The following is an 11,481-nucleotide window of genomic DNA, read 5'->3' as shown; positions in this document are numbered from 1 at the left end:
GTCGCTGTGCCGATCCGTCATCGTCATCAGTTCCAAAGGGGCTGCGACGCACCCCCCCAGCGCGCCAGGACCGCAGGTCGGTCCGGCGGGTCCGGGCCAGGTTCGGGCCGGTCGACGGGCGTGCTCAGCCGCGTGGCGCGGCGACCACCATGGCCCGTTCCCGGGCCCGGGCCACCGCGTGGTGATGCTGTGGTTCGGCGTACCGGGTCAGCCCGATCACGGCGGCGAGGGTGATCAGGAAACCGGCGGCGGCCAACCACTCCCGCCCCGGCCAGATCTTGTCGTTGAGCAGCAGCAGGCCGACGATCGCGGCGGGCACCGCCCCGGCGGCGTCCATCGCGGCGACGGCGGCCGTGGTCGAGCCGCGCTGCATCGCCAGCCCGAGCAGCAGTTGACCCACCAGCGAGTGGGCGATCAGCAGGTAGAGCAGCGGGTCGCGGACGAACGCCTCGGCCGACGGGGCGGAGGCGAGGGGCCGGGCGGCGACGGCGGCGGCGGAGAAGGCCAGCCCGGCCAGCGAGCCGAGCGCCACCGAACCGGGTGCCCCGTGCAGGCGTACCGCGAAGAAGCCGAGTACCCCGATGCCGCCGAGCGCCACCGCCAGGGCGACCAGGCCGGCCGTGCCGAGCCCCTTCGAGGGTGCGGGCTGGGCCGACAGCACCAGCGCGGTGATCCCGGCGAAGAGCAGCGCCAGCAGCGCCACCTCGGCGACGGGCAGCCGCCACTTGAGCACCACCACGCCGAGGACGGCGGTCACCCCCAGCCCCGCCGCGACGCTGGCCTGGACCAGGAACAGCGGCAGGTCCCGGCGGGCCAGGAAGGCCAGTACGAAGCCGATGACCTGGCAGAACAGCCCGATCAGGTAGGTGCGGTGCCCGGCCAGCCGCAGCAGCAGCCCCGGATCGAAGGTGTGGTGCACCGTGGTCCTGGCGGCGGCGACCGACTGCAACATGTTGGCGAAGCCGTACGCGACGATCATGGCCGCGAGGAAACACCAACCGGAGGACACCACCTGGCGAGGATAGAGGGTCCCCCGGGGTCAGCGCTCAGTTGGCCGACCCAGCCGGGACAGTACGTCGGCGTGCAGGAGGCCGTTGGTGGCGATCGCGCTGACCTCGGCGGAGCCGTTCCCACCAGGTACGGGGGTGCCGTCCAGGGCGGTGAGGGTGCCGCCGGCCTCGGTCACCACGGGGACCAGCGCGGCGATGTCCCAGAGCGACAGCTCGGGCTCCACCATCACGTCCAGTGCCCCCTCGGCCAGCAGCATGTAGCCGTAGAAGTCGCCGTACGCGCGGCTGCGCCAGGTGTCCCGCATGAGCTGGAGCACCGGTTCCAGCCGGCCGGCCGACTCCCAGCCGGCCAGTGAGGAGTAGCAGAAGCTGGCGTCGCCGAGGTCGCGTACGGCGGAGACCCGGATCGGCTCGCCGGAGGCGGCGTCCGGCCCGGCGTACGCGCCCGCGCCGGACGCGCCCCACCAGCGCCGGCCCAGCGCCGGGGCGGAGACCAGCCCGACCACCGGGCGGTCGCCCTCCATCAGCGCGATCAGGGTGGCCCAGACCGGCACCCCCCGGACGAAGTTCTTGGTGCCGTCGATCGGGTCGACCACCCAGCGCCGGCCGTCCGGGCCGGCCGCCGGCTGCTCGCCGTACTCCTCGCCGATCAGGCCGTCGCCCGGCCGGTGTTCGGCGAGCAGGGCCCGGATCGCCCGCTCCACCGAGGTGTCCGCGTCGGAGACGGGGGTGAGGTCGGGCTTGGCGTGTACCCGCAGGTCGAGGGCGCGGAACCGGGCCGTGGAGATGGCGTCGGCGGCGTCGGCGAGCCGGTGGGCGAGGGCGATGTCGGCGGCGTACCCGGTCATGCCGGAAACGGTAGCGGCGACCCGGCCGGACCCGGCCGGCCGGGTGTCCCGCCGGTCACGACCCGGCGAGCGGATCGCCCGGGTTGCGCTCGACCTCCCGGGGGTCGCCCTCGCCGGACCGGGAGGCCAGCAACCGGCGGTACGACGCCAGCCGGCGCGGGTCCGCCTTGCCGGCCGTCACCCAGGCGTCCAGTGCGCAGTCCGCCTCGTCGGCGGTGTGCGGGCAGTTCGGCGGGCAGTCCACCGTCCCCTCCACCAGGTCGGGGAAGCCGTGCAGCAGGCTCTCCGCCGAGACGTGGGCCAGCCCGAAGCTGCGTACCCCGGGGGTGTCGACGATCCAGCCCGGGTCGCCGTCGGCGTCCGGGGTGGCGGGCAGTCGCAGCGCCACCGCGCTGGTCGAGGTGTGCCGGCCCCGGCCGATCGCGCTGACCACCCCGACCGCTCGGGCCGCGTCCGGAACCAGGCGGTTGACCAGCGTCGACTTGCCCACCCCGGAGTGCCCGACCAGCACCGAGACCCGGCCGGCGAGCAGGGCGCGCAGCGCGTCGAGGTCGCAGTCCGGCCGGACCAGCACGTACGGCAACTCCAGCTCGGCGTAGTAGCCGACGACCTGGTCCGGGCCGGCCAGGTCGGCCTTGGTCAGGCAGAGCAGCGGCTCGATGCCGGCGTCGTACGCGGCGACCAGGCAACGGTCGATGAACCCGGTACGCGGCGGCGGGTCGGCGAGCGCGCTGACGATCACCAGTTGGTCGGCGTTGGCGACCACCACCCGCTCCAGCCGCCCCTCGGCGGTGTTCTCGTCGTCGTCGGCGGTGCGCCGCAGCACCGAGCGGCGTTCGGCGATCCGGACGATCCGGGCCAGCGCGCCGTCCGTGCCGGAGACGTCCCCGACCAGGCCCACCCGGTCGCCGACCACCACCGACTTCCGGCCCAGCTCGCGGGCCCGCATGGCGGTCACCGTCGGGGTGTCGGGGCCGGCGTCGGGCAGCACGCAGGTGTACCGGCCCCGGTCGACGGCGATCACGAAGCCGTCCACCGCGTCGGCGTGCCGGGGTCGGGTCCGGGTGCGCGGGCGCGAGGATTTCCCGGGCCGGACCCGGACGTCGTCCTCGTCGTACTCCCGCCGTCTGGTCGCCAGGACCTCGCCCCCTCCGCCGTCAGCTCTTGCCGGTCACCATCGCCGACCATAGCGCCGGGAACTCCGGCATGGTCTTCGAGGTGCACGACACGTCGTCCACCTCGATGCCCGGGACGGCCAGCCCGGCCACCGCGGCGGCATGCGCCATCCGGTGGTCGGCGTACGTCCGGAACGTCCCGCCGCGCAGCGGGCGGGGCCGGATCTCCAGCCCGTCGTCGGTCTCGGTCAGGTCCGCGCCGAGCGCGGTGAACTCCCGGGCCAGCGCGGCGATCCGGTCGGTCTCGTGCCCCCGGATGTGCGCGATCCCGGTGAACACCGACGGCGAGTCGGCCAGCATGGCCAGCGCGGTCAGCGCCGGGGTCAGCTCGCTGACGTCGGAGAGGTCGGCCCGCAGCCCGTGCACCGTGCCGGTGCCCCGGACGGTCAGCCCGGCGGTGGTCAGGGTCACCTCGCCGCCCATCCGGTGCAGCAGCGCGCGGAGCTGCTCGACCGGCTGGGCGCTGCTGTGCGGCCAGCCCTGCAGGGTCACCTCACCGCCGGTGACCAGGGCGGCGGCGAAGAACGGGACGGCGCCGGAGAGGTCCGGCTCGATCTCCCAGCCCCGGCCGGCCAGCGGCCCCGGCTCGACCGCCCAGACGTCGGGGACGCTGTCGTCGACTGCCGCCCCGGCGGCCCGCAGCATCCGTACGGTCATCCGCAGGTGTGGGGCGGACGGCACCGGCGGCCCCTGGTGCCGGACCACCACGCCCCGGTCGAAGCGCGCCCCGGCGAGCAGCAGGCCGGAGACGAGCTGGCTGGACGCGGAGGCGTCGATCACCACCTCGCCACCGGTCACCCGGCCGGTGCCCTGCACCACCAGGGGCAGGCTGGCGGTCTCGGGCGCGTCGATCCGGACGCCGAGCGAGCGCAGCGCGCCGATCAGCGGGCCGAGCGGCCGGACCCGGGCGTGCGGGTCGCCGTCGAAGGTGACCCGCCCCTCGGCCAGCCCGGCGACCGGCGGGACGAACCGCATCACCGTGCCGGCGAGCCCGACGTCGACGTGCGCCGGGCCGACCAGCCGGTGCGGCCGGACCAGCCAGCGCTCGTCGTCGGAGACCGAGACGTGCGCGCCCATCGCCCGCAGCCCGCCCGCCATCAGCTCGGTGTCCCGGGCGCGCAGCGGCCCGTGCAGCGTCGACGGGCCGCCGGCCAGCGCGCTGAGCACCAGGGCCCGGGCGGTCAGCGACTTGGAGCCGGGCAGCCGCAGGGTCGCGGCGACCGGGTCGCTCGCGGTCGGCGCGGTCCAGGGCTGCGGTGGACGGGTGGCGGTCAGGTTTCCCACAGTGACATTCTGCCAACTTTGCAGGGCGGTGGTGCCGGCCGTGGTGCCGACTCCCGGTTGGCGGGACAACCGGGAGCGGCGCGGGACGTTAGCGTGTGCCCCATGTGCGGGAGGTACGCGACGACCCGGAGCGCCGGCGACCTGAGCGCCGTGTTCGAGTCGTACGACGACACCGACGGCCGGCTCGGGCCCGACCACAACGTCGCGCCCACCGATCCGGTGCCGCTGGTCCGGGTCGACCCGGAGGGCGGCCGGGTGCTCTCGGTCGGCCGCTGGGGTCTGGTGCCACACTGGTCGCGCTCGGCGGCCGGGGCGGCCCGCATGATCAACGCGCGGGCCGAGACGGTCGCCACCAGCCGGGCGTACGCCGAGCCGTTCGCCCGTCGGCGCTGCCTGGTCCCGGCCGACGGCTGGTACGAGTGGGCCCGCCGGGCCGGTGGCGGCAAGCAGCCGTACTACCTGACCCCGCGCGACGGCTCGGTGCTGGCCCTGGCCGGCATCTGGTCCCGCTGGGAGTCGATGCTCACCTTCAGCGTGCTCACCACTGCGGCGGTGGGCGAGCTGGCCGAGGTGCACGACCGGATGCCGCTGCTGCTGCCCCGGGACCGCTGGGCGGGCTGGCTGGCCCCCGCCGACGACCCGGCGGCGCTGCTCGCCCCGCCGTCGCCGCAGTGGCTCGGCGGGCTGGAGATCCGGCCGGTGGGGCCGGCGGTCGGCGACGTCCGGAACGACGGTCCCGGTCTGATCGAGCGGGTTCCGCTGGCGGGGGAACGCTCCCAGGGGGAAATCACGCTGTTCTGAACAGCATTCGCGACATTGTCGCGCACGAATTGCCAGAGTTCCGGGCGAAACGTCGCTCGGATCTTCGGTCATCTTTCCGGCACCCCCTTGTCCCCGTACGTGCCAGTGCGATAGAACACAGCGCCGGCACTGGGAGCGTCTTCGCGCGGTGCGAACGACGCCCGTCGATCTTGCCGGTCCCACGGGGGAGGTGGGTGTGATGACCCGGGCGCGTATGCCCCGTCCGCACGAGGTGGCCGCCGCACGACGAGATCCGCGACTGCTCCGCGCATTGCGGGAACGCCGTCAGGACGACGCCTGGCGGACCAGAGGAACCTGTCAGAGCGTGGACCCGGAGACGTTCTTTCCGGCGCCCAACGAACCGGCCGACGCGGCCATCGCGCTCTGCCGCAGTTGTGACGTCCAGGGGTCGTGTCTGGCCTGGGCGTTGGAGGTGGGCGACACCCACGGGGTGTGGGGCGGCACCACGCCCCGGGAACGCCGCGCCATGCTGGTCGCCTGGCGGGGCGAGGTCGAGTCCGACCCCGGCGCCGCCGACGACGCCGGCCCGCCGGTACGCGACCGGCTGCTCACGCTGGTGCCGTTGAGCTGACCGCCGGCCCGGTATCCGAACTGCGCCGCCCGCCCCGGGTGGGCGGCGCAGAATGTCCCGGTGCCGCACGCCGACGAGATCGACACCCCCCGCGGGCCGGCCCGGGTCGACACCGACCTGCCGGCCGGTCCACCGCTGTCCCTGCTCGTGCTCGGGCACGGCGCGGGCGGCGACGTGGACGCGCCGGACCTGCTCGCCCTCCGCGACGCCGCCCTCGGCGCGCGGGTGGTGGTGGCCCGGGTGACCCAGCCGTACCGGGTGGCCGGCCGTCGGGCCCCGGCTCCGGCCGGGCACCTGGACGAGGCCTGGACGGCGGTGCTGGCCGTCCTGCGCGCCCGGCACCCCGGCGTACCCCTGCTCGTGGGCGGGCGGTCCAGCGGCGCGCGGGTGGCCTGCCGGACGGCGACCGAGGTGGGGGCCGTCGGAGTGGTCGCGCTGGCCTTCCCGCTGCACCCGCCGGGCCGGCCGGAGCGGTCCCGGGCCGGCGAGCTGTCCACCGGGCTGCCGACGCTGGTGGTCAACGGCGACCGCGACCCGTTCGGGGTGCCCACCCCGGGCGGCCCGGTCGCGGTGCTGGTGCGCCCGGGGGAGCGGCACGACCTGCGCCGGGACCCGGCCGGGGTGGCCGGGGCGGTGCTCGGGTGGCTGCGCGGGCGCTCGTGGGCGTGCTGACCGGGTCGGGCCGCCCCGTCCGACCGGGGGCCCGGCGGCGTCGGGCCACCCGTTTCCGGCCCGCCCGGCCCGTCGTTGCAACGGATGGTGTCGGCCGTCCGGTTCCGGTGGCCGAACCCTCCCTCCCAGGCCCTTCCTGGTCCCAGCCCCCGGTAGCCGACCGACGGGCCGGGACCAGGAACGGGGGCGGCCGGTGGAATGTCCGGCCGGTGGCCGGGCGTTACGACTCCCGGACGACGAATCTGGCAAGGGGGGTGACCGGTGCCGACCGAGACACGGAGCCGGGAGCGTGACGAGCGGGACGCGGGGCAGCTCAGACGGCTGCTGGACGGACCGGACTGGCCCGCGACGGTGCCCGGCCCGGCCGTGGTGAGCACCAGCACACCCGGCGGAACCGAATCTGCGGACCGGTTTCGCCGCGTATCCTCGGCGGGAAAGCATCCGACGCGAGGGGATGTGCGGTTGACCACCGAGAAGACGGACGAGCGCAGGGCCCGCTTCGAGCGGGACGCGATGCCCTTCGTCGATCAGCTCTACGCTGCCGGGCTGCGGATGACGCGGAACCCGGCGGATGCCGAGGACCTGGTCCAGGAGACGTACCTGAAGGCGTACGCCGCCTTCCACCAGTTCGAGCAGGGCACCAACCTGAAGGCCTGGCTCTACCGGATCCTGACCAACACCTACATCAACTCCTACCGGAAGCGGCAGCGCCAGCCCATCCAGGCGCCCACCGACGAGATCACCGACTGGCAGCTCGCCGAGGCCGAGTCGCACACCTCCAGCGGGTTGCGGTCGGCCGAGACCGAGGCACTGGACCGGCTGCCGGACAGCGACGTCAAGGAGGCCCTCCAGCAGTTGCCGGAGGAGTTCCGGCTGGCGGTCTACCTGACCGACGTCGAGGGGTTCTCGTACAAGGAGGTCGCCGACATCATGGGCACGCCGATCGGCACCGTGATGTCCCGGCTGCACCGTGGGCGTCGCAACCTGCGCAAGCTGCTTGAGCGCTACGCGGCCGAGCGCGGCTTCAGCGCCGCGCAGTCCTCGAAGGGCTCCACCGCCGCTGCCAGCCGGGAGGTGTGACGTGAGCTGTGGGAAGCCGCACGAGACGGACTGCCGGGAGGTCCTCGCCGAGGTCTACCTCTTCCTGGACCTGGAGTGTGCCGAGGAACGGCGCTCGCTGATCCGGCACCACCTGGACGAGTGCGGGCCCTGCCTGCGCGAGTACGGCATCGAGCAGGAGGTGAAGGCGCTCGTGGCCCGCTGCTGCGGCAACGAGACCGCCCCCGACCAGTTGCGTGAGCGGCTGCGGGTGCGCATCACCGAGCTGGTGGTCTTCGAGGCCAGCGAGTCGCGCGAACTCGCCGACTGAACGTGGACACGACGGTGGCCCGGGTCGTCAGGACCCGGGCCACCGGTCTGTCCGGCTCCGGGCCGGACGGCTGGCGTCGCGGCGGGAACCCCGCCGGGACGGCTCAGGAGTTGGGGCGCTTGCCGTGGTTCGCGCCGCTCTTCTTGCGGGCCTTCTTCTTGCGGGCCTTCTTCGCCATGCTGACCTCCTCGTGATGAGCCGGATCCCTGCTGCGGCGACCCTCGGCGCCGGTGCACGCACCGGTCCTCCCGGCGCCGGGGTCCGACCCGCTGATGCTAGTGCGGCCGGCACCCGCCCTCGTCCGCCGGGGCGGCCCGGCCGGCACCCGCCCTCGTCCGCCGGGGCGGCCCGGCCGGCACCCGCCCTCGTCCGCCGGCGGCCCGGCCGGGCGGCGATGCCCGCTCCGCACCCGCGCGGGGCCCGCGCATGATTGGATACCGATCGCAGACACACCCGGTGAAGAGGGAGGGCCGTGATGGCCGAGGAGATCCGCGCCGAGATGGTGGCCAACGTGTGGAAGGTCGTGGCGTCGACCGGGGACACCGTGTCCGAGGGGGACACGCTGGTGATCCTGGAGTCGATGAAGATGGAGATCCCGGTCGTCGCCGAGTCCGACGGCGTCGTCCAGCAGCTCGCGGTCAACGAGGGCGACGTGGTGCAGGACGGTGACCTGATCGCGGTGATCGGTTGACCGCCGTGCTGGTCCGCCGGGCAGCCGCCGCCGAGTTCGCCGCGGTGGCCCGGTTGACCGTCGCCGCCTACGAGGCCGACGGCCAGCTCAAGGGCGAGAGCGGCTACGCCGGGGTGCTGGCCGACGTGGCGAGCCGGGCGGCGGACGGCGAGGTCCTGGTCGCCGTCGACGGGGCCACCGGCGTGCTGCTCGGTTCGGTCACCTTCGTGCGGTCCGGCAGCCCGTACGCGGAACTGGCCGGGCCGGGCGAGGCGGAGTTCCGGATGCTCGCCGTCGATCCGGCGGCGCAGGGGCGTGGTGCGGGTGCGGCGCTGGTGCGGGCCTGCCTGTCCCGGGCCGTCGCGCAGGGCTGTACGGCGGTGGTGATCTGCGTGCGGAGCGGCTTCGCCGACACCGCCCACCGGCTCTACGCGGGGCTGGGCTTCGTCCGTACTCCGGAGCGGGACTGGTCGCCGCTGCCCGGGGTGGAGCTGCTCGGCCTGCGGAGGGAGTTGACCCCCGCGCCGGCCTGACCCCGACCCGTCGGATGGCGGCGCAGATCGGCCCCGGGGCGCTGCCGCGCCGGCTGTCGCACGGGCCGGCGGGGCCGGTCGGGCGTCCGGTTCACTCCTCGCCGATGCCGGCCAGCAGCTCGTCCGCCACGTCGAGCGCGATCTTCTTGCGCTCGTCCTCGGTGATGCGCGGGGCCCGGACGGCGAACCAGCTACTGTGCACGGCGAAGAGCACCAGCGCCGCCCGTAGCTGGGCCCGGGGCGAGTCGTCGCCCCGACAGATCACGTCGGCCAGGCGCATCATCCGCTCCCGCATCTGCTGGCCGGCGGTGAGGCTCTTGAGCACGGTCTGGTTCTGCTCGAAGAAGCGCATCACCGACGGCTGTTCGATGGTGAACATCGCGTCGGCGTACCGGCTGACCAGGGTCCGCCGGGTGGCCTGGGTGGCCGGTTGGGCCAGCGCCCAGTCGATCAGCTCGTCCATCCGGTGCAGCCGGTCCTCGACGAAGCTGTTGACGATCTCGTCCTTGCTCTTGAAGTGGTAGTAGAGGGCGGCCTTGGTCACCCCCAGCCGCTCGGCGATCTCCCGGAGCGAGGTCTTCTCGTACCCCTGCTCGGTGAAGAGCTCCAGCGCGACGGCCTGGATGCGCTGCCGCGTGCCGCCTGTGCTCTCCCTCACCCGAACCACCCAACTCACTTGACGGCTTCCTGCTGTCCAACTTACCGTGCGGCTAGTAAGGTGACTAGCCGGGCGGCAAGTAAGTGCGACAGATCTCCGGGGGAGCTTACCCATGACTCAGGAAACCCAGGCAACGGCGAGACCCAACATCAGGGTCGTGCTGTTCGGTCTGATGATCGCGATGATGCTCGCGATGCTCGACAACATGATCGTCAGCACCGCGCTGCCGCGGATCGTCAGCGAGTTCGGCGGCGTCAACCACTTCACCTGGGTGGTCACCGCGTATGTGCTGGGCACCACCGTCTCCACCCCGATCTGGGGCAAGCTCGGCGACCTGTACGGCCGCAAGGCGGTCTTCCTGACCTCGGTGGTCATCTTCCTGATCGGATCCGCGCTCTGCGGCATGTCCGGCTCGGCGCTGCTGGGCGGCTCGGGGAACGGGATGGTCGAGCTGATCGCGTTCCGCGCCGTGCAGGGTCTGGGCGCCGGTGGCCTGATGGTCGGCGTGATGGCGATCATCGGTGACCTGGTGCCGCCCCGCGAGCGGGGTCGCTACCAGGGCATGATCGCCGGGATCATGGCCATCGCCATGGTCGCCGGCCCGCTGGTCGGCGGCTTCATCACCGACCACCTCTCCTGGCGCTGGGCGTTCTACGTCAACCTGCCGCTCGGCGGCATCGCCCTGCTGATCCTGGCCACCACCATGCACCTGCCGAAGTACCGCACCGAGCACAAGATCGACTGGTTGGGTGCGGCGCTGCTCTCCGTCGGCATCACCGCGATCGTCCTCGTCACCACGTGGGGCGGCAACGAGTACGACTGGAGCTCCCCGCAGATCCTCGGCCTCGCCGTCCTGGCCCTGGTCGCCCTGGTGGCGTTCGGCTTCGTCGAGCGCCGGGCCGCCGAGCCGATCCTGCCGCTCGGCCTCTTCGCCAACCGCAACTTCGCGCTGATCTCGGTGATCGGCTTCCTGCTCGGCTTCGCGATGTTCGGCGCGATGAACTTCCTGCCGCTCTACCAGCAGACCGTGCAGGGCGCCTCGGCCACCAACAGCGGCCTGCTGCTGCTCCCGCTGATGTTCGGCATGCTGGTCGTGTCGCTGGTGGTCGGCCGGGCGATCACGAAGACCGGCCGCTACCGGATCTTCCCGATCGTCGGTGGCGTGGTGATGGCCGCCGGCATGGTGCTGCTGACCCGGCTGGACGTCGGCACCAGCAAGACCGAGTCGTCGCTCTACATGGTCGTCCTGGGCGTCGGCATGGGCTTCCTCATGCAGACCTCGATGCTGATCGCGCAGAACAGCGTCGAACAACGGGACCTCGGGGCGGCCAGCGGCGCGGCCACCTTCTTCCGGTCCATCGGCGGCTCGTTCGGCATCTCGCTCTTCGGCGCGATCTTCGCCAACCGGCTCGCCGACTCGGCCGCCGGCAGCGCGTTCAGCGGCGGCACCGGCGAGGGCCGGGGGATGGACCTGACGAAGCTCAAGGACCTGCCGGCGCAGCTACGCGAGGTGGTCCTCGGCGGCCTCTCCGACGCCATCTCGCACGTGTTCTTCTGGGCCTTCCTCTTCACCGTCGCGGTGCCGGTGCTCGCCTGGTTCATCAAGGAGGTCCCGCTCCGCACGGCGAACGAGGCCCCGGCCGTGGACGCCACCCCCGAGGAGCAGGCCGAGGTCGCCCTCGGCAAGGCCCCGGTGGCCTGACCCACCCCGTCCGTCGCGGCCGCGTCGTCCCTCCCCGGGTACGGCGCGGCCGCGCCGCGTCTCGTGCGCACGGCCCCCGCCGGCCCCGCCCCCCATCCCCGGGATCACGCCGACCTGGGCGTGATCGACTCCGGATCGGCGATATGGCGGTATCGGAGTGCTTCCAA

At 73.6% G+C, this 11,481-nt stretch carries 14 protein-coding genes; 8 read left to right on the top strand and 6 right to left on the bottom strand.

Annotation, left to right across the window (positions count from 1 at the left end; translation table 11 throughout):
- Nucleotides 1–124 precede the first annotated feature (124 nt).
- The 4 genes from ACIQG9_RS19830 to aroA all read right to left on the bottom strand — a co-directional run bounded on the left by ACIQG9_RS19830 (nt 125) and on the right by aroA (nt 4,317).
- The gene (locus ACIQG9_RS19830; RefSeq protein ID WP_400404638.1) at nt 125–979 is read right to left on the bottom strand and encodes a hypothetical protein; all 855 of its coding nucleotides are present in this window, start codon (nt 977–979) and stop codon (nt 125–127) included.
- 60 nt (nt 980–1,039) lie between these two features.
- Nucleotides 1,040–1,858, bottom strand: a complete 819-nt coding sequence (gene hisN / locus ACIQG9_RS19825; protein WP_400404321.1) for a histidinol-phosphatase — start codon at nt 1,856–1,858, stop codon at nt 1,040–1,042.
- Nucleotides 1,859–1,913: 55 nt separating this feature from the next.
- On the bottom strand, nt 1,914–2,849 hold the full coding sequence (gene rsgA, locus ACIQG9_RS19820; protein ID WP_400404636.1) for a ribosome small subunit-dependent GTPase A: 936 nt from the start codon (nt 2,847–2,849) through the stop codon (nt 1,914–1,916).
- Nucleotides 2,850–3,015: 166 nt separating this feature from the next.
- Nucleotides 3,016–4,317, bottom strand: a complete 1,302-nt coding sequence (gene aroA / locus ACIQG9_RS19815) for a 3-phosphoshikimate 1-carboxyvinyltransferase (RefSeq protein ID WP_400404319.1) — start codon at nt 4,315–4,317, stop codon at nt 3,016–3,018.
- 102 nt (nt 4,318–4,419) lie between these two features.
- On the opposite strand from aroA, the gene ACIQG9_RS19810 reads away from it, so the two are divergent.
- From ACIQG9_RS19810 to rsrA, 5 genes are all read left to right on the top strand, one after another.
- Entirely contained in the window at nt 4,420–5,118 is a 699-nt protein-coding gene (locus ACIQG9_RS19810) for an SOS response-associated peptidase (RefSeq protein WP_400404317.1), read from the top strand.
- 199 nt (nt 5,119–5,317) lie between these two features.
- Nucleotides 5,318–5,710 carry a WhiB family transcriptional regulator gene (locus ACIQG9_RS19805; RefSeq protein WP_400404315.1) on the top strand — a complete coding sequence of 131 codons (393 nt, stop codon included), beginning with the start codon at nt 5,318–5,320 and terminating at the stop codon, nt 5,708–5,710.
- A 60-nt stretch (nt 5,711–5,770) separates the two neighbouring features.
- Nucleotides 5,771–6,382, top strand: coding sequence for an alpha/beta family hydrolase (locus ACIQG9_RS19800; protein ID WP_400404313.1), 612 nt, complete (start codon nt 5,771–5,773; stop codon nt 6,380–6,382).
- Between the two features lie 261 nt (nt 6,383–6,643).
- On the top strand, nt 6,644–7,462 hold the full coding sequence (locus ACIQG9_RS19795; protein ID WP_400404311.1) for a sigma-70 family RNA polymerase sigma factor: 819 nt from the start codon (nt 6,644–6,646) through the stop codon (nt 7,460–7,462).
- 1 nt (nt 7,463) lies between these two features.
- Nucleotides 7,464–7,751: a mycothiol system anti-sigma-R factor gene (gene rsrA / locus ACIQG9_RS19790; RefSeq protein ID WP_400404309.1), complete on the top strand. Its 288-nt coding sequence runs from the start codon at nt 7,464–7,466 to the stop codon at nt 7,749–7,751.
- Nucleotides 7,752–7,854: 103 nt separating this feature from the next.
- Here rsrA and ACIQG9_RS19785 read toward each other — a convergent pair whose 3' ends face one another.
- A complete protein-coding gene (locus ACIQG9_RS19785) occupies nt 7,855–7,929 on the bottom strand; it encodes a 50S ribosomal protein bL37 (protein WP_369700219.1) in 75 nt (24 codons plus the stop codon).
- Between the two features lie 297 nt (nt 7,930–8,226).
- On the opposite strand from ACIQG9_RS19785, the gene ACIQG9_RS19780 reads away from it, so the two are divergent.
- Nucleotides 8,227–8,442 carry a biotin/lipoyl-binding carrier protein gene (locus tag ACIQG9_RS19780; protein WP_091447276.1) on the top strand — a complete coding sequence of 72 codons (216 nt, stop codon included), beginning with the start codon at nt 8,227–8,229 and terminating at the stop codon, nt 8,440–8,442.
- Nucleotides 8,439–8,954, top strand: coding sequence for a GNAT family N-acetyltransferase (locus tag ACIQG9_RS19775; protein ID WP_400404306.1), 516 nt, complete (start codon nt 8,439–8,441; stop codon nt 8,952–8,954). The genes ACIQG9_RS19780 and ACIQG9_RS19775 overlap by 4 nt, the downstream gene beginning before the upstream one ends.
- Nucleotides 8,955–9,045: 91 nt before the next feature.
- Here the strand turns inward: ACIQG9_RS19775 and ACIQG9_RS19770 are convergent, their stop codons facing one another.
- On the bottom strand, nt 9,046–9,612 hold the full coding sequence (locus ACIQG9_RS19770; RefSeq protein ID WP_400404304.1) for a TetR/AcrR family transcriptional regulator: 567 nt from the start codon (nt 9,610–9,612) through the stop codon (nt 9,046–9,048).
- 112 nt (nt 9,613–9,724) lie between these two features.
- Here ACIQG9_RS19770 and ACIQG9_RS19765 point away from each other — a divergent pair, with 112 nt between their 5' ends.
- On the top strand, nt 9,725–11,314 hold the full coding sequence (locus ACIQG9_RS19765) for an MDR family MFS transporter (protein ID WP_400404301.1): 1,590 nt from the start codon (nt 9,725–9,727) through the stop codon (nt 11,312–11,314).
- The last annotated feature ends 167 nt before the right edge of the window (nt 11,315–11,481 follow it).

Origin of the sequence: Micromonospora sp. NPDC092111, assembly GCF_044755745.1 — a bacterium.
Lineage (GTDB): Bacteria > Actinomycetota > Actinomycetes > Mycobacteriales > Micromonosporaceae > Micromonospora.
The sequence above is the reverse complement of the archived record's forward strand: the minus strand, read 5'-3'. Positions and strand labels throughout refer to the sequence as shown.

Excerpts from the sequence above, each read along its gene's own strand:
- ACIQG9_RS19805 (WP_400404315.1), top strand. The coding sequence starts at position 5,318 with ATGACCCGGGCGCGTATGCCCCGTCCGCACGAGGTGGCCGCCGCACGA.
- ACIQG9_RS19765 (WP_400404301.1), top strand. The coding sequence starts at position 9,725 with ATGACTCAGGAAACCCAGGCAACGGCGAGACCCAACATCAGGGTCGTG.
- ACIQG9_RS19780 (WP_091447276.1), top strand. The coding sequence starts at position 8,227 with ATGGCCGAGGAGATCCGCGCCGAGATGGTGGCCAACGTGTGGAAGGTC.
- hisN (WP_400404321.1), bottom strand. The coding sequence starts at position 1,858 with ATGACCGGGTACGCCGCCGACATCGCCCTCGCCCACCGGCTCGCCGAC.
- ACIQG9_RS19830 (WP_400404638.1), bottom strand. The coding sequence starts at position 979 with ATGATCGTCGCGTACGGCTTCGCCAACATGTTGCAGTCGGTCGCCGCC.
- ACIQG9_RS19810 (WP_400404317.1), top strand. The coding sequence starts at position 4,420 with ATGTGCGGGAGGTACGCGACGACCCGGAGCGCCGGCGACCTGAGCGCC.